This is a genomic window from Aliiroseovarius crassostreae, assembly GCF_025137635.1.
GTDB lineage: Bacteria > Pseudomonadota > Alphaproteobacteria > Rhodobacterales > Rhodobacteraceae > Aliiroseovarius > Aliiroseovarius crassostreae.
Genome location: NZ_CP080772.1, coordinates 74149 through 99695 on the forward strand (window position 1 = coordinate 74149; position 25547 = coordinate 99695).

The 25547-nt window shown below is 58.4% G+C and carries 19 protein-coding genes and 1 riboswitch; of the genes, 17 read left to right on the forward strand and 2 right to left on the reverse strand.

The window, feature by feature from the left end:
* Positions 1–18: 18 nt before the first annotated feature.
* Together K3J57_RS00320 and K3J57_RS00325 are read left to right on the forward strand one after the other, a co-directional pair.
* Positions 19–1131, forward strand: coding sequence for a putative 2-aminoethylphosphonate ABC transporter ATP-binding protein (locus K3J57_RS00320; RefSeq protein ID WP_259785701.1), 1113 nt, complete (start codon positions 19–21; stop codon positions 1129–1131).
* Entirely contained in the window at positions 1131–3152 is a 2022-nt protein-coding gene (locus K3J57_RS00325) for a putative 2-aminoethylphosphonate ABC transporter permease subunit (RefSeq protein WP_259785706.1), read from the forward strand. Before K3J57_RS00320 ends, K3J57_RS00325 begins: the two co-directional genes overlap by 1 nt.
* Before the next feature lie 62 nt (positions 3153–3214).
* Here the strand turns inward: K3J57_RS00325 and K3J57_RS00330 are convergent, their stop codons facing one another.
* On the reverse strand, positions 3215–4081 hold the full coding sequence (locus K3J57_RS00330) for a LysR substrate-binding domain-containing protein (RefSeq protein WP_259785707.1): 867 nt from the start codon (positions 4079–4081) through the stop codon (positions 3215–3217).
* A 130-nt stretch (positions 4082–4211) separates the two neighbouring features.
* Between K3J57_RS00330 and K3J57_RS00335 the strand changes: the two genes are divergently transcribed.
* The 5 genes from K3J57_RS00335 to K3J57_RS00355 all read left to right on the forward strand — a co-directional run bounded on the left by K3J57_RS00335 (position 4212) and on the right by K3J57_RS00355 (position 10438).
* The gene (locus K3J57_RS00335) at positions 4212–5399 is read left to right on the forward strand and encodes a 2-aminoethylphosphonate--pyruvate transaminase (RefSeq protein ID WP_259785708.1); all 1188 of its coding nucleotides are present in this window, start codon (positions 4212–4214) and stop codon (positions 5397–5399) included.
* Positions 5400–5419: 20 nt separating this feature from the next.
* The gene (gene phnA / locus K3J57_RS00340; protein ID WP_173486011.1) at positions 5420–6664 is read left to right on the forward strand and encodes a phosphonoacetate hydrolase; all 1245 of its coding nucleotides are present in this window, start codon (positions 5420–5422) and stop codon (positions 6662–6664) included.
* Positions 6665–6682: 18 nt separating this feature from the next.
* The gene (gene phnY, locus K3J57_RS00345; RefSeq protein ID WP_259773710.1) at positions 6683–8134 is read left to right on the forward strand and encodes a phosphonoacetaldehyde dehydrogenase; all 1452 of its coding nucleotides are present in this window, start codon (positions 6683–6685) and stop codon (positions 8132–8134) included.
* A gap of 115 nt (positions 8135–8249) precedes the next feature.
* Positions 8250–9602, forward strand: a complete 1353-nt coding sequence (pbfA, locus tag K3J57_RS00350; RefSeq protein ID WP_259796646.1) for a (R)-1-hydroxy-2-aminoethylphosphonate ammonia-lyase — start codon at positions 8250–8252, stop codon at positions 9600–9602.
* Positions 9599–10438, forward strand: coding sequence for an EamA family transporter (locus K3J57_RS00355; protein WP_259796648.1), 840 nt, complete (start codon positions 9599–9601; stop codon positions 10436–10438). The genes pbfA and K3J57_RS00355 overlap by 4 nt, the downstream gene beginning before the upstream one ends.
* A 51-nt stretch (positions 10439–10489) precedes the next feature.
* Here the strand turns inward: K3J57_RS00355 and K3J57_RS00360 are convergent, their stop codons facing one another.
* Positions 10490–11503: a C-terminal binding protein gene (locus tag K3J57_RS00360; protein WP_259796650.1), complete on the reverse strand. Its 1014-nt coding sequence runs from the start codon at positions 11501–11503 to the stop codon at positions 10490–10492.
* A 249-nt stretch (positions 11504–11752) separates the two neighbouring features.
* Between K3J57_RS00360 and K3J57_RS00365 the strand changes: the two genes are divergently transcribed.
* The 10 genes from K3J57_RS00365 to K3J57_RS00410 all read left to right on the forward strand — a co-directional run bounded on the left by K3J57_RS00365 (position 11753) and on the right by K3J57_RS00410 (position 25546).
* Complete coding sequence (locus K3J57_RS00365) at positions 11753–12580, forward strand: DeoR/GlpR family DNA-binding transcription regulator (RefSeq protein ID WP_259796652.1); 828 nt, start codon at positions 11753–11755, stop codon at positions 12578–12580.
* Complete coding sequence (locus K3J57_RS00370) at positions 12577–13350, forward strand: inositol monophosphatase family protein (protein ID WP_259796654.1); 774 nt, start codon at positions 12577–12579, stop codon at positions 13348–13350. The genes K3J57_RS00365 and K3J57_RS00370 overlap by 4 nt, the downstream gene beginning before the upstream one ends.
* Positions 13350–15026 (forward strand): Na/Pi cotransporter family protein, encoded by a 1677-nt coding sequence (locus K3J57_RS00375; RefSeq protein WP_259796656.1) that lies wholly within the window; start codon positions 13350–13352, stop codon positions 15024–15026. The genes K3J57_RS00370 and K3J57_RS00375 overlap by 1 nt, the downstream gene beginning before the upstream one ends.
* Before the next feature lie 358 nt (positions 15027–15384).
* Complete coding sequence (locus K3J57_RS00380; protein WP_259796657.1) at positions 15385–17046, forward strand: peptidoglycan-binding domain-containing protein; 1662 nt, start codon at positions 15385–15387, stop codon at positions 17044–17046.
* 441 nt (positions 17047–17487) lie between these two features.
* A complete protein-coding gene (gene xrtT, locus K3J57_RS00385; protein ID WP_259793189.1) occupies positions 17488–18909 on the forward strand; it encodes an exosortase T in 1422 nt (473 codons plus the stop codon).
* A 26-nt stretch (positions 18910–18935) separates the two neighbouring features.
* Entirely contained in the window at positions 18936–21047 is a 2112-nt protein-coding gene (locus tag K3J57_RS00390) for a VIT and vWA domain-containing protein (protein WP_259796658.1), read from the forward strand.
* A gap of 52 nt (positions 21048–21099) precedes the next feature.
* Positions 21100–21786 carry a response regulator gene (locus K3J57_RS00395; RefSeq protein ID WP_311196491.1) on the forward strand — a complete coding sequence of 229 codons (687 nt, stop codon included), beginning with the start codon at positions 21100–21102 and terminating at the stop codon, positions 21784–21786.
* Positions 21774–23306 carry an ATP-binding protein gene (locus K3J57_RS00400; RefSeq protein ID WP_259796659.1) on the forward strand — a complete coding sequence of 511 codons (1533 nt, stop codon included), beginning with the start codon at positions 21774–21776 and terminating at the stop codon, positions 23304–23306. The genes K3J57_RS00395 and K3J57_RS00400 overlap by 13 nt, the downstream gene beginning before the upstream one ends.
* Before the next feature lie 737 nt (positions 23307–24043).
* Positions 24044–24262: riboswitch (cobalamin riboswitch) on the forward strand.
* Between the two features lie 100 nt (positions 24263–24362).
* Positions 24363–24767: a DUF1636 family protein gene (locus tag K3J57_RS00405; protein WP_259793212.1), complete on the forward strand. Its 405-nt coding sequence runs from the start codon at positions 24363–24365 to the stop codon at positions 24765–24767.
* Complete coding sequence (locus K3J57_RS00410) at positions 24764–25546, forward strand: ABC transporter ATP-binding protein (RefSeq protein WP_259796660.1); 783 nt, start codon at positions 24764–24766, stop codon at positions 25544–25546. The genes K3J57_RS00405 and K3J57_RS00410 overlap by 4 nt, the downstream gene beginning before the upstream one ends.
* The last annotated feature ends 1 nt before the right edge of the window (position 25547 follow it).

The window sequence follows — 25547 nt, forward strand, 5'->3', positions numbered from 1 at the left end:
GTTGTAAGGATCCCCCTCATGATGCAAGCTCCCGCCCCCACCAAGCTTTACCTTAGTATCGACAAACTATGGAAAGCTTTCGGAAATTTCCTTGCCCTCAAGGATATCTCGCTCGATATCAACGAAGGCGAGTTCATCTGTTTTCTTGGGCCCTCCGGCTGTGGCAAGACCACCTTGCTGCGTGCGATTGCAGGGCTTGACCTGCAGACCAAGGGCACGGTCATGCAAGACGGAAAAGACGTTTCCAACCTGCCCCCGTCCGAGCGCGATTTCGGGATCGTGTTTCAGTCTTACGCGCTGTTTCCCAACCTGACGATTGAGAAGAACATCGCGTTTGGTCTGGAGAATACCGGCCGCAGCAAGTCTGAAATTGCGGTCCGTGTGGATGAGCTTTTGAAACTGGTGGGCCTGCCCGACCAGGGCAAGAAATACCCGGCGCAACTGTCGGGCGGGCAGCAACAGCGGATTGCACTGGCGCGCGCCATTGCCACCAAACCGGGCCTGTTGTTGCTGGACGAACCGCTTTCGGCACTCGATGCCAAGGTGCGCGTCCATCTGCGTCATGAAATTCACGAATTGCAGCGCAAGCTGGGTGTGACCACTGTGATGGTGACCCATGATCAGGAAGAAGCCCTTGCGATGGCCGACCGGATTGTGGTGATGAACCATGGTGTGATCGAACAGGTCGGCTCTCCTACCGAGGTGTATCGTGAGCCAAAGAACCTGTTTGTGGCTGACTTTATCGGCGAGATGAACCAGATCGAAAGTTCCGTCACCAAAGGTGGCCGTCTGTCGGTGGGGGAAAAAACCTTTGCCTGCCATGAGCACGCATTCACCGACGGCACCCCGGTTGTCGCGGCCATTCGTCCCGAAGATGTCATCCCGCATGAAGAGGGGTATGTCTCGGATGATCCAAACCGCAACTGCATTGATGTGCTGCTGCACGAGATGGAATTCCTGGGGTCCTTCTGGCGCTGCCGCCTGCGCAATGAACGGTTCGGGACCTCTGAACTGATTGCCGACTTCTCGATCAACGCGGTGCGTCGTCTGGGGCTGGGGGAAGGTCGGACCATGGTCATTGAACTGCCCGAAGACCGGCTGATGGCATTTGAACGTCCGGAGGCGTCGTGATGAGCAGCCCGAGCACCAATCTGACAACCATGCCGGAAGGCCCGGTGATCAAAGGCAAAGTCAGCCGCGATGATATCATGATGCGCAGCGGCATGATCGTGATCGCCCTTTATCTTGTCGCCACGCTGGTCTTTCCGCTCTATTCCATGCTGTCGAAATCTTTTTCGACCTATCGGTTTGAGCTTTCGCAATACGAGTTCCAGGTCAGTGATGACAGCGGTGTCTTTGATGGCACGATCCTGTCCGGGGCCGCGCTGAATACCCGCACCGGGGCCTATGAAGAGCTTGATCTCAGCACCGGATCGGATGGGCGCCTTGGCGTCACCAAACTCTTCCCGGATTTCAGTTTCCGCAGCCCTGTGATGTATCAGATCCGCAATACATCCGAAACGGGCCGGTTCCTTGTTGGGTCGACCCTGCAGGACACGACCGAGTGGGTGACGCTGGACAGCAACACGTTCCGGCGGGTGCAGCTGCGCCCGATGAAATCCACGGGGATGGATAACTTTATCAACTACTTCTCGACGCCGGCTCTGTTCAATTCGATCAAGAACTCCCTTTGGATTTCAGTGGTGTCGACAATTGTCACGGTGACGCTGGCCTTCTGGTTTGCCTATGCGCTCAATCGAAGCTGCATGCGGTTCAAAGGCGTGTTTCGTCTGGTGGCCATGGCGCCGATCCTGGTGCCGTCCCTTCTGCCCGGCATTGCGCTGGTCTATCTGTTCGGCAACCAGGGTATGATCAAGGAGCTTCTGTTTGGGGCCAGTATCTATGGGCCGATCGGGATCGTGATCGGATCGGTATTCTTCACCTTCCCCCACGCGTTCCTGATCATTTCCACCGCGCTTGCGATTTCGGATGGACGTCTTTACGAGGCCGCGACCAGCCTGCGCTCAACCCCGTGGCGCACTTTCTGGACGGTCACCATTCCCGGCGCGCGGTATGGCCTGATTTCCGCAGCCTTCGTGGTGTTCAACCTCGTGATCACCGATTTCGGTCTGCCCAAGGTGATTGGCGGTCAGTTCAACGTTCTGGCGGTGGATATCTATAAACAGGTCATCGGCCAGCAGAACTTTGAAATGGGGGCCGTGGTCTCGGTGGTGCTTGTCGTGCCTGCGATCCTTGCCTTTGCCATCGACCGGATGGTGCAGTCAAAACAGGTTGCCGCACTTTCGGCCCGTTCGGTGCCGTTCCAGCCAACCCCGGATGCCAAGACCGACCGGATCTTCTTTGTCTACTGCAGCCTGGTTGCGTTCTTTATCATCGGTATGCTGGCGGTGTGTCAGTTTGCTGCGTTGATCAAGTTCTGGCCCTACGATTTGAGCCTGAGCCTCAACAACTATGATTTTGACAAGATGGATGGCGGCGGCTGGGGCTCTTACTTCAACTCGATCAAACTGGGTCTGTTGACCGCGGTTTGTGGTACGGCAGTTGTGTTCTTCGGGGCCTACCTGGTTGAGAAGTCAAACGGGTTTCGCACCGGGCGGGCTGTGTTCCAGATGTTTGCGATGCTGCCCATGGCCATTCCGGGCATGGTGCTGGGTCTCGCCTATATCTTCTTCTTCAACAATCCGTCGAACCCGCTGAATGCAATCTATGGCACGATGGCGATCTTGGTGATCTGCACGGTGACACACTTCTACACCGTGTCACACCTAACGGCGGTGACGGCGCTCAAACAGATGGACCGCGAGTTTGAAAGTGTGTCCGCGTCGCTTAAACAGCCCACGATGAAACTGTTCTCACGGGTGACCGTTCCGGTTTGTCTGCCTGCGGTGCTGGACATCTCGATCTATCTGTTTGTCAACGCGATGACGACGGTGTCGGCAGTGGTGTTTCTCTATTCACCCAAGACCACACTCGCCTCTATTGCGGTGCTGAATATGGATGATGCCGGAGATATTGCGCCAGCAGCGGCGATGGGGATGATGATCTTCTACACCAACGCGGCGGCGCGGATCATCCACCTGATTGCCTCGCGCGGGATCTTGCAGAAAACACAGGCCTGGCGCACGCGCTGAAGCCAGTGACATCGCAGAACGGCTCCGCCACACGAGGGTGTGGCGGAGTTTTTTTGCTTGTGTCAGGGGCGTGATTTTCGTGCAATTTCCATAAACGCACGAATGACTTTCACGTCGCTGCGCTGGGTCAGGTGCACAAGGGATTCGCTCATCGAGATTTGCGCGCCGGACAAGCTGATTTTTCTGAACCGGGCATCGTGCACATATTCGGCAAGTGATACAAAACCGATCCCGGCACCTGAGGCGACCACTTCGCGCACCGCTTCTCGCCCTTCCGCCACGATGGCCGGGGTCAAGGTGACCCCCTGCCGAAGAGCTTCTTCTTCAAGTTTCTGTCGTGTTTTCGAGCCGCTTTCGCGAAAGACCAGTGGGTATTTTGCCAGATCTTCGAGAGAGGCCGCCTCCTGAGAGGGCAACAACAAGTCATGCGCGGCAAAGGCGACAATTTCAGATGCGCCCAGATCATGAACCGTTATGTCCTGACCAGGAGAGATGCTGCCGATGACACCGATTTCCGCATTGTAGGCGCGCAGTTCCTCGATAACTTTTTCCGTGTTGCCCACCCGTAGGGAAATTGTTGTTTTGGGGTATCTTTTTTTGAACTGTCCCAGAAGCTCGGTGACGTGGTGGGCGGAATCCGCAAGGATCCGCAGCTCGCCCTCCATGGCAGCCCCTTTCTGCGAAAGATATTCCTCGATCTGGCTTTCGACCTCAAAATATCGCTTGGTCAGAAGGAAAAGCTGCTCACCCGTCTCCGTCAGCCGCACGCGTTTTCGTTCCCGGTGAAACAGCAGCGTATCGTGATCCTGTTCCAGCTTGCGCACCTGTTCGGAAATGGCCGGTTGGGTGAGAAAAAGCGCCTCGGCCGCGCGGGAAAACCCTCCGAAACGGGCCACGTGGTGAAAGGCTTTCAATTGTCTGTGGCGCATCTGGTTTTCCCCTGATCTGGTGTGGTCTCGTTATATAAGCTCAGCCTATATAACGATTGCCAATTGCAATTTCACATATAGATCATCTTGCTGCAATGCTGTTCCTAACAGACCACATCGGAGATGCAAAATGACTGCTCCCATTACTGGAATTGAACCCCCTCGGTTGGGTGAACCCTACCTGCTGACACCCGGGCCGCTGACCACGTCTTATGCCGTGAAAGAGGCCATGCTGAGGGACTGGGGAAGCTGGGATGATGATTTCCGTGCCATGACCCTGCAAATGCGAACCATGTTGCTGGATCTGCTGGGTGAAGGGGCGGATGCATTCGATTGCGTGCCGATGCAGGGGTCCGGCTCTTTCTCGGTCGAAGCGATGCTGGCCTCATTCATCCCGCGCGACGGCAAGGCGCTGGTTCTGGCCAATGGCGCCTATGGGATGCGGTCGGCCCAGACGTTGGAATATCTTGGGCGCGACCACGTTGTTCTGAACAAAGGGGACTATCTTCCGCCGCGGGGCGAAGAGGTGGCGCAGATCCTTGCGGATGACCCGGCGATCACCCATGTGGTTGCGATCCATTGTGAAACGTCGAGCGGTATCCTGAACCCGGTCGAAGAGATTTCGGAAGCGGTCTATGCCGCCGGTCGCAAGCTCCTGATCGACAGCATGTCGGCCTTTGGCGCGATTGAGCTGAAAGTGGCGGATATCCGGTATGAGGCCATGGTGTCCTCTGCCAACAAATGTATCGAAGGTGTTCCCGGTTTTGGGTTCATTATCGCACGCAAAACCGAGCTTGAAGCCGCCAAGGGCAACAGCCATTCGCTGAGCCTCGATGTGCACGCCCAGTGGGCGCATATGAACAAGACCGGCCAATGGCGCTTTACCCCGCCAACCCATGTGGTCGCAGCCTTCCTTGAAGCGTTGCGTGCCCATAAGGAAGAAGGCGGCGTTGCCGGGCGTGGCGGACGCTATGCCCGCAACCGCGATGTGATGGTCGCCGGCATGCGCGAGCTGGGGTTTGAAACCCTGCTCAAGGATCGTTGGCTGTCACCGATCATCGTGACCTTCTTCTGCCCGGATGACAAAAACTTCATCTTTGATCGTTTCTATGAGCTGATGAAGGAAAAGGGTTTTATCATTTACCCCGGCAAACTGACAGTTGTTGACAGTTTCCGCGTCGGCTGTATCGGGCAGATGGATGAACATATCATGCGGCAGGTTGTGACCGCCGCGAAGGAATCGCTGGACGTGATGGGGGTTGCCGATGCAAGCCCGCCCGCGCTGGCCCTCGAAGAACGCGCCAAACTGGCCGCCTGAAGTCATAAAGGAACATAAGAATGACCATCCAATCTCCTGTTGTTGCGAACGGGCGCGCCTATGCCACCCCCAAGGTCTGCGCGATTGCGATCTGCCTTGACGGGTGCGAACCGGAATACCTGGAAGTGGCCATCGGCAAGGGCTTGATGCCGAACCTCAAGCGGATGCGCGAAGAGGGCACGGATCGTCTGGCCCATTCGGTGATCCCGTCGTTCACCAACCCCAACAACCTGTCGATCGCCACCGGCCGTCCGCCGGTTGTGCACGGCATTTGCGGCAACTACCTGATCGACCCGGATACCGGTGAAGAGGTGATGATGAACGATGTGCGCTTCCTGCGCGCCCCGACCATCTTCTCGCAGTTCTATGAGGCGGGCGCCCGTGTCGCCATGGTAACCTCGAAGGACAAGCTGCGCGCGCTGCTGGGGGCTGGCCTGAAGTTCGACGAAGACCGCGCTGTGGCGTTCTCGGCTGAGCGTTCGGGTGAAACCACCAAGGCCGATCATGGCATTGAAAACGCCAGCGAATGGTTGGGTATGCCGGTGCCGGAAGTCTATTCGGCTGAACTGTCAGAGTTCGTGTTCGCCGCAGGCGTAAAGCTTCTGAAAGAAATGAAGCCCGACGTGATGTATCTGTCGACCACCGACTATATCCAGCACAAGTTTGCCCCTGAACAGCAGGGCGCGCTGGACTTCTATGAAATGTTCGACCGTTATCTTGGGGAGCTGGATGAGCTGGGCGCCGCCATTGTCGTCACCGCCGACCATGGCATGAAGCCCAAGCACCACGCTGATGGCTCGCCCAATGTGGTCTACTGTCAGGATCTGATGGATGAGTGGCTGGGCAAGGACCAAGCTCGTGTGATCCTGCCGATCACCGACCCCTATGTTGTGCACCATGGTGCGCTTGGCTCTTTCGCCACCTGCTACCTGCCGGAAGGTGCGGATCGTGATGACATCATGGCCAAGCTGCGCGCCACCGATGGGATCACGCTGGTTCTGACCAATGCCGAAGCGGTGGCCCGTTTCGAACTGCCGTCGGACCGGATTGGCGACATTGTCATGCTGTCGGGTGAAAACATCTGCATTGGCACCTCAGAACATCGCCACGATCTGGCCGCGCTGAAAGAACCGCTGCGCAGCCATGGCGGCCTGACCGAACAGGAAGTGCCGTTCATCTGTAACCGCGTGCTGGCCCTGCCGGAACGTCCCGTGCTGCGCAACTTCGACGCGTTCTTCTACGCAACCGAAGCGGCTGCACTGTAATTGAAAGGTCTGACGCACATGAAAGACAAGATCCAGATCCGTGAAGAGGGGATGCGCATCGGCGGCAAGGTGGTCTTTACCAAAGAGGTGATCGAGGTAAAGTATCCCTATACCGATGAAGTGGTCGGAACGGTGCCTGCGGGCACTGCCGAACATGCGCGTCAGGCCTTTGAAATTGCGGCGAATTACAAATCCAAACTGACCCGCTATGAACGCAGCCAGATCCTGCAGCGCGCAGGTGAGCTGATTGGTGAACGTCGCGAATACCTCGCCAAATGGCTGACGCTGGAGCTGGGCATTTGCCACCAGCACGCCATCTATGAGACCAAACGCGCCCAAGACGTGTATCAGTTTGCCGCCGCCCAGGCGCTTCAGGATGACGGAGAGATTTTTTCCTGCGACCTGACCCACAACGGCAAGGATCGCAAGATCTTTACCAAGCGCGAACCGGTGAAGGCGATTTCCGCCATCACACCGTTCAACCACCCGCTAAATATGGTCAGCCACAAGATCGCTCCGTCGATTGCCACCAACAACTGCATGGTATGCAAGCCGACGGAACTGACGCCACTCACGGCGATTGCACTGGCGGATATCCTCTATGAGGCAGGCCTGCCGCCTGAGATGTTCCAGATCGTGACCGGCTGGCCGAAGGATATCGGCGAAGAGATGATGGTGAATGAGCACATCGATATCATCACCTTTACTGGCGGTGTTCCGGTGGGCAAGCTGATTGCCTCCAAGGCCAGCTATAAGCGTCAGGCGTTGGAGCTGGGCGGTAATGACCCGCTGATCGTCTGCAATGACCTGAGCGATGCTGATCTTGAGAAAGCCGCCACCATTGCTGTGGCCGGGGCCACTGGGAACTCTGGTCAACGTTGCACCGCGATTAAACGGATCTTGGTGCAGGAAAGCGTGGCCGATAAATTTGTGCCGATGGTTCTGGAGAAAGCCAAGAAGATCAAGTTTGGCGACCCGCAGGATCCTGAGACCGAGCTTGGCTGTGTGATCCACGCACAAGCGGCAGAACTGTTTGAAAAACGCGTTTACCAGGCCGAAAAGGAAGGGGCAGAGATCCTCTATCATCCGGGCCGTCAGGGTGCGCTCCTGCCGCCGATTGTGGTCGACAAGGTGCCCCATGACAGCGAATTGGTGATGGAAGAAACCTTCGGGCCCATCGTGCCAATCGTGCGTGTGCCGGACAATGATGAAGAGGTGATGGCGATCTCGAACTCGACCGATTTTGGTCTGTCTTCGGGTGTCTGCACCAATGATCTGAACCGCGCAATTGCCTATATCAACGGGCTCGACGTGGGTACCTGCAATATCTGGGAGCAACCCGGATATCGCATCGAAACCTCGCCCTTCGGCGGCATCAAAGACAGCGGCAATGCGGTCAAGGAAGGGGTCACTGAGGCAATGAAGTTCTTCACGAATGTGAAAACCTATTCGCTGCCGTGGCCGAATTAACCGGCCTGAAAAATGAGTTCTTCCCGTTCCGGGGAGGCTTCTCCTGACTGTTCCCGCAACTGGTGAGGTCTGAGTATCGGGCCTCACTTTTTTCCTTGAGATGCAGAGGTTTGATATGGCGATGATTGTTCATACCGAAGGCGAGTCCAATACGTCTGACGCCCGCAAGGCGTGGCTTGCCAAGTCCATTGGCCCAAAATCAGAGCCACTGCTGGAGCGGGACGCCGAGGTGTTTCTGCACCAAAGTCTGTCAAGCCCCTGTGTCAGCACCATTGCCAAAGCGGAAGGGATCTGGATCGAGGATATGGATGGGCGGCGTTACATGGACTTCCATGGCAACTCCGTGCATCACATCGGGTGGGGCCATCCCAAGCTGATTGCCGCGATCAAGGCCCAGCTTGATGATCTGCCGTTTGCACCGCGCCGCTTTACCAATGAACCGGCGGTGGAACTGGCTGAGAAACTCGCGGCCATCGCGCCCGGGGATCTGGGGAAGACGCTGTTTACCACCGGGGGATCGGATGCCAACGAGGTGGCGTTGAAAATCGCACGGGCGGCCACGGGGCGGTTCAAGACGGTAAGCTTCTGGGATGCTTTTCATGGCGCCGGGTTCGGTGCAGCGAGCGTCGGGGGAGAGGCCACGTTCCGCAGCCATATTGCCGGGCCCCTGCTAGCCGGCGCAGAACATGTCGCGCCCTTTGCCTGCTATCGCTGCCCCTATAACCATACGGGTCCGGATGTTTGCGGACTTGCCTGCGCCAAGATGGTGGATTTCGTGCTGGAACGTGAAGGCGACGTGGCTGCGGTGATCGCCGAACCCATGCGCGCTGTGCCCTATGTGCCACCTGCCGGGTTCTGGAAGGCCGTGCGCGAGGCCTGCAATGCGCGCGGAGCGCTTCTGATCATGGATGAGATCCCGACCGGGCTGGGCAAGACCGGAAAAATGTTTGCTTTCGAACATGATGACATTGTTCCCGATATCGTCACCATGGGGAAGAACCTCGGAGGAGGCGTTCTGCCCATCGCCGCCTGCGTGGCGCGGCGGAATCTGGATGTCTGCGGGGATTTTGCCATCGGGCATTACACTCATGAGAAAAACCCGGTCACGGCCCGTGCCGCCCTCACCACCATTGAAATCATCGAGGAAGAAGGGTTGGTTGACCGCTCTGCTGAATTGGGGCGCCACGCGCTGTCGGTGCTTCAGGAGCGGCTTTGGGATGTGCCCATTGTCGGAGATATCCGTGGGCGGGGCCTCATGTTCGGGGTCGAAATTGTGCAGGATCGTAGCGATAAGACCCCCGGCACTGCACTGGCAGAGCAGATCTATTATCGCTGCCTTGATGCGGGGCTGAGCTTCAAGATCTCGCAAGGTTGTGTATTGACCCTGTCCCCGCCGCTGACCATCTCGCGGGCGGATCTGGATCGGGCGCTTGAGATCGTGGTGCAAGCGATCAAAGCGGTGGCATGACACCGGCCATCGCAACGGTGGTCCTGTCCGCCGCGCTTTTGCACGCAATGTGGAACGCGTTGGTGAAAAGCGCGGGCGACAAAACCGTCATGCTGGGCTGTATCGCCTTGGGGCATGTGGTGCCAGGTGTGGTGATTGCGGGGCTTTCACCCTTGCCGGACTTGGCGTCGGTGCCGTTCATGATCGCGTCGATTGTGGTGCATTGGGTCTATTTCTATCTGCTCAATGTGGCGTATCGACTTGGGGATCTCAGCCTGATCTATCCGATTTCCCGCGGAGCAGCGCCTGTTCTGGTGGCGTTGGGGGCGCAGGTCTGGGTGGGTGAAACCCTCCCCCTGTTTGCCTGGGGCGGGATATGTGCCGTGTCTGCCGGGATCATGATCCTTTCCCGCCCCGCCTTTGCCGGTGCCTTGCCGGGCAGCGCGTTGCTGGCCGCGATGGGCATCGGTGTGGTCGTGGCGAGCTATACGTTGATTGATGGGGTCGGGGTGCGCCTGTCTGGCCATGCGGTCAGCTATATCGGTTGGTTGTTTGCCGCCAAGCTGGTGATCGTGTTCTACGTCTTTCCAACCCGCTGGGAGCGGGTGCGGGCGATGCCGCGTTCTGCACTCGTGTTGGGGGTAAGTGGAGGGCTGATTTCCGGCATGGCCTACGGGCTGGTCCTGTACGCGAAATCCATTGCACCGCTTGGGATCGTATCGGCCCTTCGGGAAACCTCGGTCATTTTTGCGGCCCTGATCGGAGTGCTCTGGTTTGGGGAGGGACCGAGAGGGCAACGGCTGTTGGCAGCGGTTGTGGTTGGGATGGGGATCGGGGCGATTGCCCTGACCCGGTAAGGGGGCAGGCCCCCCCGAGTTGCCGGACTTTTGATGTCAGCCGGTTTAATGTCAGCCCTTGAAAGTGACGCCTTTTGTCTGAATGCGCAGCCGTGGATCCGTCGACTTTACCAACACCTCCCGCCCCTCGATAAGCTCTTGGCAGCGTTCCAGAGTTTCGCGTTCCAGCCGCTCCATCGCATCTTTCGTATAGAAGGTCAGATGGGGGGACAGGATCACGTTGGGAAGGGAGAACAGAGCGCTCATCGGGTGATCCGCCAGCGATAGGGGTTCGCGGCTGAACACATCCAGCCCCAGCCCGGCGATCCACCCTTCACACATGGCGCGCACCAGGGCGTCTTCGTCGATGATGGCGCCTCGGGCCGCGTTGATCAGGATGGCGCTGGGTTTCATGAGCCGCAGTTCGCGCTCCCCGATCAGGTGACGGGTTTCGTCATTCAGGACGCTGTGGATGCTGATAAAGTCACTTTCGGTCAGAAGCGCGTCCAGCGTATCGCATTTCTCGACGCCCATCGCCTGCATCTCTTCTTCCGGGGTGTGGGGGCTGTAGGCAATGACGCGGGCGCGAAAGCCCTGACCGGCCATGCGCGCCATCGAACGCCCGATTTTGCCCAACCCGATGATGCCCAGGGTCTTGCCCGCGATATCCGTGCCCAGCCATGTCGGTTCAGGCCAGGCCCATCCCTCTTTATGCATATGGTCATTGAGCGCCGGCAGCTTCTTGGCCAGGGCAATGAGAAGCGCAAAGGCCCCTTCGGCCACGGTTTCTTCTGCGTATTCGGGGATATTGACCACGGTCACGCCGTGTTCGTTTGCCGCCGGGATGTCGATGGCGTCAATCCCCACACCGTATTTCACGATGCCACGCAGTTTTGGGGCGGATGCGATGACCTTGCGGGTGATGGGCGTATAACACATCAACAGCAGATCGGCGTCCCGGATCTCGGCAATCAGGTCTTCTTCGCTGATCCCGTCCGGCAATAGAACCAACCTATGCCCCGCATCTGTCAGGGCCTTGTCCACCAAAGGTGTCTGGAGCTCGCAATCTGTCCGGACGATTTTCATGTTTCTGCTCCCGCTGTCATGCGCTTGAGTTTCCGGTGTAGGGGAGTTGGTCACAAATTCCTTTTTGCAATTGATCCATAAGCGCAGCCTATGATGCGCCTGACCAAATGGGCGGAGCAAATGCCTGTTTTGACAGGTCTTACCGCTATTTTTGCGTCATGGTGAGGGGAAAGCGCCGGGGGGAATGTGTTGATTTTCGAGTGTCATCAGATCTTTTTTAATGGAAAAGTGATGGAAACTGTGGGTTAAATGACCGAAATTGACCGAAAGACGCAAATGACTGACGCCTCCAACCTATCTCACAGAGAGCTTGAGCTGCTGACTGCCTTGCGGCGGCTTGGCGGGGCTGCCCGGTCGTCCGAGTTGGCGAAACATCTCGATGTGTCGGAAGAGACCGTGCGCCGGGGGATCAAGGCGCTGTCCAAGACCGGATCGGTTGCAAGGGTCCACGGTGGTGCCTATCTGGTTGGCGGTGCCGGGGATCCGAGTTTCTTTCAGCGCATGGCGCGAAATCCGGAGGAAAAGCGGCAGATTGCCAAGCTGGTCGCCCGGCAGGTGGCCGACAATATGACCGTGTTTCTGGATGTCGGATCCACAACCGCATTTGTTGCAGAGCGCCTGCGTAAACACACGGGTTTGACCGTTGTGACCAATTCGATTGCGATCGCGCAGGCAATGCTGGGGACATCCGGAAACCGGGTGCACTTCCTCGGGGGGGAAATGAAAAGCGATGAACGCGGCACTTTCGGCTCTGTCACGGAACGTCAGGCGCAACGGTTTGCGTTTGACCTTGCGGTCCTGAGTGTGGATGGCCTGTCGGAAAAACGCGGGTTTCTTTTTGTCAATCCGGTTGAAGCAGCCCTGTCCGAGGTGGTGGCTGACCGCGCGGACCGTGTGGTGATTGGGTTGGATCACCAGAAATACGGGGTGAAGGCACCGCATTGTGGGCTGGATGCGCACCGGGTGGACCTTCTCATTGTCGACAAAGCGCCAGACAAGGGGTTGACCCGGGCGCTGGATGGCTGGGGCGTTGAGGTCGCATTGGCGCCTGCGGGCAAAGGAGGAATGAAAGCATGACGGAACTGTCACATCTTGCCAAACATGCCGAGGCAATGGCGCAGATCGCCGCGCGCTCGTCCCTCTCTTACTTCCGGGGGGCGTTGGGGATCGAATTCAAGGCGGACGAAAGCCCGGTCACGCAGGCGGACAAGGCGGTAGAGGCCGAGCTGCGCGCCTATCTGGCAGCGATATTCCCGGACCATGGGATTTTTGGCGAAGAAGAGGGGATGAGCCAGACAGACAGCGCCCATCTTTGGGTGATCGACCCAATTGATGGCACACGTTCGTTTCTGTCCGGGCACCCGCTTTATGGGTTTTTGCTGGCCCATCTGATTGATGGCATCCCTGAGATCGGCGTGATTGGCATGCCGGTGCTGGAGGAGGTGCTGATCGGGCAGCGCGGGCAGGGGGCCAGGCTGAATGGTCGCCCCGTTCAAACCTCCAACCAGACCGATCTGGCGCAGGGTATCCTCTATATCAACGAGGGCGAGAAGATCTTTCGGGATCATCCGACCCTGTTTGATCGGCTGACCCGCACCGGGCAGACACGCCGGATGGCGTATGATTGCTACCCCCATGCGCTGCTGGCGATGGGGCATGTGGATGCGGTGGTGGATTATGATCTGCAACCCTATGATTTTCTGGCCCTGTCTGTGGTGATCGAAGCAGCAGGCGGGGTGATGACCGACTGGTCCGGTGCCCCTCTTGGGCTGCAGTCCGACGGGCGGGTGCTGTCTGCTGCCACGCCTGAACTTCATGAACAATTGCTGCAAGTGGTGAATGGCTGATGGCGATCCTGAGTTTCCTGTTGAGCCTTGCGGGCGCCACAATGCTCCTGCTGTTTGCCGTGCGGATGGTGCGGACTGGAATTGAACGCAGTTTCGGCGCGTCTTTCCAGCGCATGATGACCCAGGAACGTAGCCCTTTGTCCAATTCGGCCCTTGGGGTCATGCTGGCGACCGTGCTGCAAAGCTCGGCCGCCGTGGCGTTGCTCGCATCCGGGTTCGTGGCGGGAGGATACCTGCAATTTCCTGCCGCGCTTGCCATTGTGCTGGGCGGAGATCTTGGCTCTGCCCTGGTGATCCAGATCCTGTCTTTCCGCTTGGATTGGCTGGTGCCGGTGCTGTTGGCCATTGGCGGCTGGCTGTTCGTCAAGGTCGAAGAACGCCGGTGGCGTCAGGCCGGCCGGATCCTGATGGGGGTGGCATTTATCCTCATTTCGTTGCGGTTCCTGCGCGAGGCGATGGATCCGATCCGGGACAGTGCGTTCCTGCCGGCAATTGCGGAATATCTTGCGCGTGATTACCTGACCGCGTTTTTGGTGGGGGCGGCGCTGGCCTTTGTGATGCATTCCTCGGTTGCCGCCATTCTGATGTGTGTGACCCTGGTGCAGATTGATGCCATTCCCTTTGCGGCGGGTCTGTCCCTTGTGCTTGGCGCGAACCTGGGTTCGGCGGTGATCCCGGTCTGGCTGACGCGAGGGATGGGGGTTGCGGCGCAAAGAGTGCCCTATACCAATCTGCTTTTGCGTGGGGTCTGGGCGGTTGTCGCGCTGTTTGCGGTGAACCTGTTCCTGCGCTCTGGTGTGATGGTCTTGCCGGAAACCGGCCAGATGCTGGTGATGGCACATATTGCCTTCAACGCCCTGCTGGTCCTGATGGCCATGCCCTTTGGGAAGGCACTGGCCGCCAGTGCTGAGCGGTTCATGCCCGAACCCGGTCAGAATGAGGGGGCGGGGATCAACCTGCGCCCGGGGTCGGCCCTTGATATCGACAATATCGGAACGCCCGCCCAGGTGATTGCCAGCCTAAAGAAAGAGCTGCTGCGCATGTCGGAAATGGTCGAGGTCATGTTCCGCCCCTCCTTGCAGCTGTATCGTGAGAATGATGGGGAAAAGATCAAGGCGGTGCAGGCACTGGATCACGAGGTGAATGACTGCCTGACCGGGATCCGGGATTACGTGGCCGCGCTTCCGAACCGGGAGCTGGGGCGGGAGAATGTAAAGGCGGTCCGCGACCTGATGGAATACGCCATTCGACTGGAAACAGCCGGGGATGTTGTGGCCAAGCGCCTTTGTGTGCTGGCGCAGGAAATGGCCAAAACCCATACGACCTTCTCGTTGGACGGCTGGGCGGAACTGACCCGGATGCATGAAAGCATCCTGTCCAATCTGAACCTTGCCAGCAATGTCCTTGTCTCGGATGACCTGGAAAGCGCGCGGCTCCTGAGTTTGGAAAAAACTGAGGTGAAGCGCGCGGAACGGAAAAGCCGCAAGAAGCATTTGAAGCGGTTGCAGATGGGGGAGGTGGCGAGTTTCGAAACATCGGATATCCACCTTGAAACCCTGCGCGCCCTCAGGGAGTTCAACAGCCATATCGCGGCGGTTGCCTACCCATTGCTTTACAAGCATGGTCAGCTTTTGGAAACGCGCCTGATCGAAGACATGAACGAAGCCGAGGATTGACCGGCGCCCCCCCCCACGGGTGCCAGGTCGCTGCCCCGTGGGCAGAACTGCTCGCAAAAGGCTCTGGCAGGGCTTTTGCGGATGGTCTGAGCGCTGCTCCTGCCCGGTTGCGTCTGCAATGCTTAGGGAAAAATCGAAACGCTTTGGGCGGCAGATGATGGGGATCCATCCCGCCTTTCAGCGGATTGTGGCTTAGCGGTCCTGACAGGGGAGCGATTGCCGCCCCCCAACCTTGACGTGATACCCCACTGCGGCCCAACCTTATCTCATTGGACCGTGCAGGCCTGTTGTGATGGCCGGCGCGGCTGAAGGGAATGCGTGCCGGCCGGGGTCGGTTGTCAGAAGGAGAAGCCGTTTTATGACACGATTTACAATGACATTGACCACCGCATTGGCAACCATGATGACGCTGGCAACGCCCGGTTGGAGCGATGGGCGCGCCTTTTTTGTCGGCAATGCAGATTACGGTTTCCTGAGTTTTCTGGGGCGACCTGCGGATATGCAACAAAATGCGGATACGCTGGCCGCGCAGGGGATATCTGTCACCAGCGTGCAGGATGCGAATGCCGCACAGATGCGGCGGGCCTTTACTGAATTTGTCGATGGCATTGATGAGGACACCAGTCAGGTTGCGATCATTCTGGCCGGGCGGTTTGCTGCGGGGGCAGGCGGGGCCTATCTGTTGCCTGTCGATGCCGAGGACCCGCTGGACCCGGCCCAAGTGCTGATGCAGGCTTTCCCGCTGGATGCGGCCCTTGCGATATTGGCGCAATATCCCGGACGCGCCGTTCTTGCGCTGGCGGAAGGGGACGTGTCTGCACAGAACAGTGGCCCCGTTTCCGCGGGAGCCGGGGAGTTCACCATTCCGCAGGGGGTCACCGTGATCCGCGGAGAGCTGAGTGATGTGTCGCGTTTTGTTGGCGGAGTGGTTGCAGCACCCGATGCAGACCTGATCCGGGCCGCGCGACGGGCGGATCTGACAGTGGAAGGTTTCGCCCCGCAAACCCTTTCCTTGTTTGATCAGCCTGAACAGGTGCAGGCACAGCCACCCGCGCGAAATGATGGCAAGGATGATGATGATTGGGCGCGGGCCTTGTCTGCAAACTCTGAACAAGCCTATCAGGATTACCTTGACCGCCACCCATCCGGGGCCCACGCAGCGGATGCCCGCCAGCGCCTTGCCTCTTTGCGGGAAACCCCATTTTACCGGGAAAAAACCGCGGAAGAGAACTTGAACCTCAGCCGTGATGCGCGCCGTGAAATCCAGCGCAACCTGTCTCTGCTGGGCCATGATACCCGTGGCATTGACGGCATTTTCGGGCGCGGCTCTCGCGCCGCAATCACGGCCTGGCAGAAGGCCAATGGTCTTACGGAGTCTGGCTATCTGAACGCGCAGCACATATCGCGGCTGGCGCAACAGGCCCGGTTGAGGGCGGCTGAGCTGGAAGAAGAAGCGCGGTTGCGGCAGATTGAACAGGACAAGCGTGACCGTGCATTCTGGCAGGAAACGGGAGCGGCTGGGGATGCGGCAGGGCTCAGGGCCTATCTTGAACGGTTCCCGGATGGAATTTATGCCGATCTGGCGCAGGAAAGACTGAAGGTGATCGAGGACCGAGAGCGTGCTCAGGCGGTTGCTCAGGACCGGGAGGCATGGGACCGTGCCCGTTCCCGAAATGACCTGCAGGCTTACAGGACCTATCTGTCCCAGTATCCAAAGGGCGCGTTTGCTGATCAGGCGAAAGCGCGGATAGCGGACCTGTCGGTTTCGGATGCAGACAAGGCCCGGATCGAACAGGCGCAAGCTGCTGAGCGGGGGTTGGGCCTGAACAAAAGCGCCCGACAACTGATCGAATCCCGGTTGAAAAGTCTGGGCCTGAAGCCGGGTAAGATTGACGGGAAATTTGACGATGCCACCCGTCGCGCCATCCGCAGGTATCAGGATGCGCGCCAGCTTCCTGTCACGGGTTATATCAATCAGACCACCTTCATCCGTCTGATGGCGGACAGCATATTGCGCTAAGGTGGCACTGATAGTTGAACGAGGCATAAAGGGCCACAGATGAACAGGAGCCCCCAGCCTCGTCTCAGCGTTCATCGCTGGATCCGCGTGCTTTCCAATTCGGGAAGGAGCCTGTTGTTGTGCTTTACGGTTTGAAAAGCGTGTGAGCGGGCAGATCCCGTGACCCCGCACGTCCGCGCAAATGAGGTTCTAAGGCGTATTGGGGATAGCTAACCAGCCTATCCAGCACTTGAAATGTAAGGGGCTGACACGGGCTTTTGGGAGGAACGCCTCAAGTGTGAACCTATCGGCTTGCTTTAATGAGCCTAAAAGGGCTTAAAACTAACCAAGGCTTCAGCGACTTCACGCAAAGACCTTGGTTGGCGCTCTAATCCAGCCCCTGCACATATTCTGCACATCTTGCATCGCTGATCTGCACATCTGTCTGTGCAAAACCGCAGTATGGAACAAAAACGCGATACCTTGCTGTGGATTGGCCTTGCGATGGCCTCGGCCTTGTTGGCCATCGACCCCGTTCGGTGGCTGTTAACCAGTTGGCGCGATCCCTCGTACCAGTCAAACGGAGGCTGGTACGGCGCCGTGATTGTCGGGCTTGCAATCCTGTCCCTTTGCAGCTCGTCCCCAAGCGGGCCAGACGCACGAGGACGCGTTTTTGTTCTATTCCTTGTTGCTGCGGCGATCCGGCTGGCGGGGCAGATGTTGGCGATCAACATCCTCAGCGCGCTTGCGCTGGCCATTGATGTCTTCGCGCTAGCGACTTTCCTGCGGCTAGATCAGCGCAGGATCTCCCTGTCCCCGTTCTGGTTGTCGGTGTTCTTCCTGTTCTGCCTGCCCCTGGCCCCGATCCTGCAACGCGTCGTGGGTTTTCCCCTTCAGATGATGTCGGCCGAGGTCGCCTGTGCGGCACTCACGCCTTTCTTTGCCGACCTGACCTGCGAGGGCGTGCGGCTGCAACTGAACGGGATCGACGTGCTGGTTGATCTGCCCTGTTCGGGCGCATCGGGCCTGCTGTTGATGGTCAGCCTGTGGTCTTTCATCAACGTGCTGTTTCGCCCCGGTCTTCTGCACGCGATGCTGGCAGGCGTTGTAATCGGGCTGGCGACGGTGGTCGGCAATGGCGTGCGGATCACGCTTCTTGCTGCTGGGCTGGGCCAGGGTATCAACACGATGGAGCCCGGCCTGCATTCCGCCATTGGCCTGGTATCTCTTGCACTGGTGGTTTTGCCTGTGGTGATTTTCTATCGCCCGCCGTCTGTGCCCGTGCGCCAAACCCCGTACTGCATGTTCAAACTGCCCGGCATCCTGCACGTGCCCGCGACCCTTCTGGCGCTTGTCATGGCTGTGGCGGTGGTGAACGCCCCACGCACGCCGCTGGACCGATCGGACAGCGTGACGGCGATCTTCGTGCCCGATCAACTGCTGGGCAATCCGGCACAGCCCGTCCCGCTTACCCCGACCGAACAGCATTATTTTGCCAGCTATGGCGGCACCGCACAGAAGGCTCAGTTCGGGCCGATGGGGCTGAATATCGTGCGCACGGCGTCGCCCTTGCGCCATCTGCATTCGCCCGCGACCTGCCTGTTGGGGATGGGATATGACGTTCGTTTTCTGGGCACCCGTTTTGACCCGCTGCCGACCTCGGTATACGAGGCGACCTCGCCTGATGGGCAGGTCTGGACCGTTGCCGTCAGCTTTGTGTCAAAAGACGGCGCCCAGACCGCCGGTGTCGGAGAAGCCGTCTGGAGCTGGCTGAACGGCTCCTCGCATGTTTGGCAATCCGTCCAGCGCATCACCCCCAAATCCATGCCCGAACCCCAGCGCATTGCCTTTGAGGCCGCCGCACTGGCCGCCCTGGACCTTTGATATTTGACCGACAGAAGGAGTTTTCCATGACCTATCTCACTTCCTGCAACGCGCAGCGGCACGCCCCGCGCAATCCAGGCCGTCGCTTTCCCCGCATCAATCGCGTGACGCTTCTGATCGTGCTTGTTGCCTATGCCCTTGCCATTCCCCTCAGCGCCTTTTCCCAGACAGATCATGAGGACGTCGCCGGTCGGGTTGTGGCCCAAGTGGGTGGTGAGATGATCGAACTGCCCATGTTGGACAGCTCCTATGCGGTCAATATCGAGGGGGATATGGCCACGGTTGAGCTGCGCCAGACCTTCTCGAACCCGTCGCAGATCCCGCTTGAGGCGGAATACCTTTTCCCACTGAACCAGAACGCCGCCGTGTTTGGGATGACCATGCATGTGGGTGATGAGATTGTGCGGGCCGTCATTCGCGAAAAACAGGTGGCCGAAGCCGAATACAAGCAAGCGGCCTCAGACGGCAAAGCAGCCGCGCTTTTGACCCAGCACCGGCCCAACATGTTCACCCAGAAGATCGCCAACCTTATGCCCGGACTGCCGGTTGAGGTGACGCTGAAATATGTGCAGATGGTGCCCAAAATTGACGGGCAATATGAGCTGGTCATTCCGATGATTGTCGGCCCGCGCTACGAAAACCCGGCGGCAGACCAACCCGCCGTGGCGCAGGATGACGCCGCCGCCTTGCAAAACGCCACATGGACGATCAGTCCCCTGCCTGCCTACCCGCAGGTGGCGGGTCTTGACCTGCCCGACAGCTTTCTGTCGGATCGCGTGTCCTTGGATGTGACGATGGTCGCGGGCGTTGAGGTTTCGCAGTTTGCCAGCCCGACCCATCCGCTGGACATCACTGATACCGATGATGGGCTGGGCGCACGCTTCACTCAGGGCAAGGTGATGGACAACAAAGATCTAATCCTGCGCTATATGCTGGGCGGTGAGGCGTTACAGGCTGCCAGCCTGACCCATCACGATGAGCGGGGCGGGTTTCTGTCCGTGATGATCGAGCCGCCTGCAATTCCTGACGAAGCCACCGCCACCCCGCGCGAACTGATCTTTGTTCTGGACACCTCGGGGTCGATGTCGGGCCAGCCGATGGCCGCCAGCAAACGGTTCATGGATGCGGCGCTGAAGGGGCTTCGTCCGGATGACTATTTCCGCATCATCCCGTTTTCTGACACAGCCCGCCATTTTGCACAGGGCGCGACCCCGGCAACAAGCAGCAACATCAAAGCGGGACGAAAGTTTGTCTCGAAACTGACCTCCGGTGGCGGGACCGAGATCGACGATGCCATCCACGCGGCCTTTGCCACCTCCAGCCCCGCAAATACCATGCGCATCGTGGTCTTCCTGTCTGATGGCTATATCGGGGGTGAGGCCCAGGTCCTGCGCACCATTCGCGAACAAATCGGGCAGGCGCGGATCTATGCGTTCGGGATTGGCAGCTCGGTCAATCGATATCTGCTGGATGCCATGGCCGAGGAAGGGCGCGGTTACGCACGTTATGTCGGGCTGGACGAAGACGCGATGGAAGTGGCCGAGGTCATGGCTGCCAATCTAAAGACCCCGCTTCTGACCGACATCGAGATTGACTGGGGCGAGCTTGAGGTTTCTGACATTACGCCTGCGCGCATCCCGGATCTGTTTGCGGGCAACAGCCTGCGCATCTATGCGCGCTATAAGGGGGCGGATCAGGGGCAGGTGATGCTGAACGGTCTGGTGCAAGGACGCAAAGCCCAAATGCCGGTGAAGCTGGTCCTGTCCGATCAGAAGGGTGAGGCAGCTCTGCCGCTGATCTGGGCGCGCAATCAGATCGCAACGATGGAGCGTCGCATCGCCGTACGTGACCGCGCCGGGGCAGCGGATGCCGAGATTACGCGACTGGGGCTGGAGTTCTCGCTGCAGACAAAGAACACCTCATTCGTGGCTGTGTCGCAGAAGGTTGTGAACGATACTGACCGCGAAGCAAACACTGCCGGGGTCCCCCTGCCTATGGTGTCTGGTGTCAGCGAAGAGGCTTATCCGCAGGGCTTTTCCGGCTCTTCGGCGCCCGAACCCGAAGCCATGCTTGGTATGATCCTTGTCGCGGTCATGACATTGCTGGGGCTGCGGCCGCGTCGAATGAAGCAGGTGTAATCTGATGAAAGGCCAACATGTAAGGCTGGACATCACCCCTGCCTCTTGCAACATGTCACCTATGGTTACGCATGTTCTGATTGTAGACGATGATCCCAAAATCCGCGACATCATCCGTATCGCGCTGGAGGCCGAAGGGATGCGCACGACCGAAGCCTCGAACGGCGAGATTGCCCTGACACATGTCGCGCGCGAAAAGGTCGATCTGGTCGTTCTGGATATCGGAATGCCCAACATGGACGGGTTCGATTGCTGCAAGGCGATCCGGGCGCGATCTGATGTGCCGGTGCTGTTCCTGACCGCCCGCGATGATGAGATTGACCGCGTGCTGGGCTTTCAATTGGGGGCGGATGATTTCGTCCCCAAACCTTTCAGCCCACGTGAGTTGGTGTTGCGGATCAAGGCGATCCTGTCTCGGGTCCACGCGGCGTCGCGCCCGCAAAACCGCGGTCAGCTGTCTTTAGACAATGCCGGGCATGTCTGCCGGATTGCCGATCACACGCTGGACTTGACCGCAACCGAGTTTCAACTTCTCGCCAGCCTGCTGGCACGGCCCGATCACGTGCATGACCGCAACCAGTTGATCCAGGCCATCTATGGCGTGAACTCCACCATGTCGGGCCGCACAATTGACAGCCATGTCCGCAACGTCCGGGCCAAGGCAGCAACGGTGGGCTGCGACGACATCATTGTGACCGTCCATGGCGTCGGCATCAAGCTTGGCCCATGCAGCCTGTGACCCGGATCCGTCAAAAATGGCGCCCCTCGATGGCTTTGGTTGTCGGCTTTATCTGCGTGGCTCTTGTGTCGATCCCGCTTGCGGCGATGCTGACCGTGCAGCTGACATCCAACCAATTTGTCCGCGAAACCGAGCAGGCGCTATTAAAGCAAGGCGCCATCTATGCCGAGGTTTACCGGACCGTGTTCGACAGCTTGGAGGGCGATCCTGTTGGCCCGATTGTGGGTGACGAACAGATGGTGTTCTGGCGCGAACCACTGCACCCGATTCCATCCAGAATAGATGTTCGAAAACAACAGGTCCTCCCCCCTCTGCCCGCGGGGAACCCGGTCAATGCCCACTCAGATCTACGCCATGTGGAAACCTTGTCCCGCCTTCGTGCGCTTGCCGAAGCTGCAGGACGGACGACTTTGGCAGGGGCGATTTTTCTGGATCACGAAGGCGTCGGGCTGGGCGAAGACGGGCTGCATGATTTCGCAGGGCTGCCTGAGGTTCAGACCGCCCTGACAGGAGGGGTCGGTGTCACCCTGCGCACCCGTGACGACGATTATGGTCGCCACCCTCTGAACTCGATCAGCCGCGACACGGGGTATCGGGTGTTCATCGCTTATCCGGTGCTGTCCGACGACCGCGTGATCGGCGTTGTGATGCTGTCACGCACCCCCCTTAGCTTGCGCAAATTTGTGTTCCGCGAGCGTGACCCCCTGATGATCATGGGCGTCTTTACGCTGTCCGGTGCGCTACTGCTCGGGGCACTGTTGCTGCGCCTCATGTCCCGTCCAATTCGCGGGTTGCGCAACGAGGCGCGCGCGATTGCAGCGGGGGACAAGCCCCGCTCGGAACCCTTGCGCCACTATGGCGTGCGTGAGTTGGCAGATCTGGGTGAAAGCATGTTGTCGATGGCGGATACCCTGGATCAAAGATCGAATGAGATTGCGACCTATACTGATCACGTCACCCATGAATTGAAGTCGCCAGTCACGTCGATCTTGGGCGCAGCAGAACTGCTGCAAAGCGACGCCCTCAGCCCAGAAAACCGCGCCAAGCTTCTGGGAAATATCAGCAGCGAAAGTGGGCGGATGAACATCTTGCTGACGCGGCTGCGCGAGATGTCTCAGCTGCGGCAAGAGACACAGAAGGGCCCGGGGGAATTGGCGGCGATGCTGCCGGATATCGACGGGTTGACGATTCAGATCGACCAAAACAGCACCCGCGAAATCCCTCTTTCCGTTGCGCATGGCGAAATCATCCTGCTGCACATGGCGCAGAATGCGCTTGCCCACGGTGCGCGCAAACTGACGCTTCAGCACCAAAATGGCGTGCTGAGCATTCGGGATGATGGCGAGGGGATCTCGGAAAATGATGCCGCGCAGTTGGCCGATCCCTTTTTCACCACCCGCCGTGACCAAGGGGGCACTGGGATGGGGCTGGCCATCGTCACCGCCCTTCTGGACATCTATGGCGCGACGCTGTGCGTGATCCCGAACGAGGGCGGTGCCGTGTTCGAGATACGTTTCTGAGCTGTGGATATCCGCAAACTGGGATTGGATTTCAGCTTTGGTTTAAGTAGCAGGCACTAGCTGGCGAATAATCCAACACTTTGTTTGGGTGACGTGGCAACTTCAGTTGTGCCGATAAATCTCTGGCATGGAGAGTATCCCTCATTTTCTGTCTCATGCATCTCGGGGATACCAAACCGCATGTCCGGTTCGCGAATCTAAAGGGTGGTCAGTGATGTTTGAGGGATGAGCGTTTCATGCCAGAACACAGAAACTCACTGCTTATTGCAATGACTTGGGTACCTACCGTGTCTCTAAAACCAAACGAGGCCTCAGCGATTGAACGCTAAGGCCTTGGTCTGTGGGACGTCACGAGCCTTTGACGCATTCGGCTGCCAAAACTTCAGGAAACAAGGAATTCACGTCACTCAATTCCGACCCAAACGTCAAGCATTCCTGACCCAATACGAAAAGCGGTCCTTCGTCAATGCTGCGGCGAAGGTGTCAAAAGAGCCCACAGCGGAAGTGTTAAATTTGTGCTGCGTGCGCTGCACTGGCGAAAATTTTGATGCTGCAATACGGCGTAAGAACCAGCCATTCGTCACCCCTCAGCATAGATATGGCGGCCTAAGATCATGTAGCAGGACTTTTCTGCCGTTGGTTGTGGTTTATTCGACGACCGCTTTTGCACCATACCGACCAAATCCAGCTGTCGATTTGAAGCTTGCTGCAAGCCCATTGACTCGGGAAATTTATTGTCCGAAACAATCCCGGATGGTTTTCGGAAGACAAACGCGCTTTCGGAATGAAAAGGGAATACGGTGAGGAAGAGCCAATCGGCGCCAAATCCGTGACTGCCCCCGCAACTGTGAGCGGCGAGCGACCCCGATGAACACCACTGAACGCACAGCGTTTGGGAAGGTTCGGGCAAGCAATAACCCGCAAGTCAGGAGACCTGCCATCAAAGACGTAACTTCAACCCGGGCGGGGTGTCCGGACAGGAGGCCATGATGGCTTTACGGATAAAACCGTGTGAAAATCGACCTGTGTTTGCCCCGCTCTATCGCGGAGGGCGACATGGGCATACCAAATCACAGAATTACCATCTGCACATCATGCAAACACAAGGGCAAGACCTGTCGCCCCGGCTATGAACTGATCGAACGGCTTCGCGCGGCGATTGATGCGGCGGGTGACACGATCAGTGAAGAGTTCGAGATCTCGGGCGTTGCCTGCATGGCGGGCTGTGCGCAGCCCTGCACGATTGCGTATCACAGCACACGCAAAGCAACTTATCTGTTCGGCGGCATTGACCCCGATCAGGACATTGATGATCTCGTTTCTTTCGCTCAGCAATATGCCGTCCTGGGGGATGGTTGGTGCTCATCCGTCGATCGGCCCGGTAAGCTGCGCACACATACATTGGCACGGGTTCCGGCCATGATGCTTGCCGTCGAAGACAGCGCGGCACGCCTGTCATGAGCGCCGCAAGTCTGGTTGCTGACAATATCAGCTGGGCGCCTCATCGGTCTCTGCCGCGTCTTCTCCACCCCGTCAGCTTTGAGCTTCAGTCCGGACAGGTGCTGGGGGTGGTCGGCCCGAACGGCGCGGGCAAGTCCACGCTGTTGCGCATGATCTACCACTACCAGCAACCAACATCAGGGCGCATTTTGGTGGACGGAGAGGATATTTGGTCCCTTCCGCCGAAGGCAGCGGCCCGAAAGGTTGCGGCCGTTTTGCAAGAGCAACCCGGTGCTTTCGGGTTAACCGTGCGCGATATCGTTACCCTGGGCCGCACACCGCACCGTTTGGGGTTCTCGACCCCCGGTGCGCAAGATGCCGAGATTGTCGATGCGGCCATCGTTCGAATGGACCTTCAGCACCTGATGCATCGTGACCTCGGCACATTATCTGGCGGTGAACGGCAGCGTGTGATGGTGGCGCGCGCGTTGGCACAGCAACCACAAGTGCTGGTGATGGACGAGCCGACCAATCACCTCGACATCCGCCATCAACTTGAGATTCTGTCGCTGAGCCGCACGCTTGGTCTGACCATTGTCGTGTCCTTGCATGACCTGAACATGGCCGCCGATGTCTGCGACGCCGTTCTTTTGCTTGAAGATGGCCACTGCAAGGGTTTCGGCCCACCCGAGGACGTGCTGAGTGAGCTTCAGGTGTCCCAAACCTTCCGCGTCACAGCGCATCGCGAAACGCTGAGCCTCAGCAATACTCAACACCTTTCATTTCATCTGCCGAGCTAAA

What these genes read in the sequence shown, in the direction of transcription:
- pbfA (WP_259796646.1), top strand. Translation starts at nt 8,250, where the DNA reads ATGGCGATGATTGTTCATACCGAAGGCGAGTCCAATACGTCTGACGCC.
- K3J57_RS00405 (WP_259793212.1), top strand. Translation starts at nt 24,363, where the DNA reads ATGGGCATACCAAATCACAGAATTACCATCTGCACATCATGCAAACAC.
- K3J57_RS00330 (WP_259785707.1), bottom strand. Translation starts at nt 4,081, where the DNA reads ATGCGCCACAGACAATTGAAAGCCTTTCACCACGTGGCCCGTTTCGGA.
- K3J57_RS00380 (WP_259796657.1), top strand. Translation starts at nt 15,385, where the DNA reads ATGACACGATTTACAATGACATTGACCACCGCATTGGCAACCATGATG.
- xrtT (WP_259793189.1), top strand. Translation starts at nt 17,488, where the DNA reads ATGGAACAAAAACGCGATACCTTGCTGTGGATTGGCCTTGCGATGGCC.
- K3J57_RS00400 (WP_259796659.1), top strand. Translation starts at nt 21,774, where the DNA reads ATGCAGCCTGTGACCCGGATCCGTCAAAAATGGCGCCCCTCGATGGCT.
- K3J57_RS00335 (WP_259785708.1), top strand. Translation starts at nt 4,212, where the DNA reads ATGACTGCTCCCATTACTGGAATTGAACCCCCTCGGTTGGGTGAACCC.
- K3J57_RS00375 (WP_259796656.1), top strand. Translation starts at nt 13,350, where the DNA reads ATGGCGATCCTGAGTTTCCTGTTGAGCCTTGCGGGCGCCACAATGCTC.
- K3J57_RS00360 (WP_259796650.1), bottom strand. Translation starts at nt 11,503, where the DNA reads ATGAAAATCGTCCGGACAGATTGCGAGCTCCAGACACCTTTGGTGGAC.
- K3J57_RS00370 (WP_259796654.1), top strand. Translation starts at nt 12,577, where the DNA reads ATGACGGAACTGTCACATCTTGCCAAACATGCCGAGGCAATGGCGCAG.
- phnA (WP_173486011.1), top strand. Translation starts at nt 5,420, where the DNA reads ATGACCATCCAATCTCCTGTTGTTGCGAACGGGCGCGCCTATGCCACC.
- K3J57_RS00355 (WP_259796648.1), top strand. Translation starts at nt 9,599, where the DNA reads ATGACACCGGCCATCGCAACGGTGGTCCTGTCCGCCGCGCTTTTGCAC.
- K3J57_RS00395 (WP_311196491.1), top strand. Translation starts at nt 21,100, where the DNA reads ATGTCACCTATGGTTACGCATGTTCTGATTGTAGACGATGATCCCAAA.
- K3J57_RS00390 (WP_259796658.1), top strand. Translation starts at nt 18,936, where the DNA reads ATGACCTATCTCACTTCCTGCAACGCGCAGCGGCACGCCCCGCGCAAT.
- K3J57_RS00365 (WP_259796652.1), top strand. Translation starts at nt 11,753, where the DNA reads ATGACCGAAATTGACCGAAAGACGCAAATGACTGACGCCTCCAACCTA.
- phnY (WP_259773710.1), top strand. Translation starts at nt 6,683, where the DNA reads ATGAAAGACAAGATCCAGATCCGTGAAGAGGGGATGCGCATCGGCGGC.
- K3J57_RS00410 (WP_259796660.1), top strand. Translation starts at nt 24,764, where the DNA reads ATGAGCGCCGCAAGTCTGGTTGCTGACAATATCAGCTGGGCGCCTCAT.
- K3J57_RS00320 (WP_259785701.1), top strand. Translation starts at nt 19, where the DNA reads ATGATGCAAGCTCCCGCCCCCACCAAGCTTTACCTTAGTATCGACAAA.
- K3J57_RS00325 (WP_259785706.1), top strand. Translation starts at nt 1,131, where the DNA reads ATGAGCAGCCCGAGCACCAATCTGACAACCATGCCGGAAGGCCCGGTG.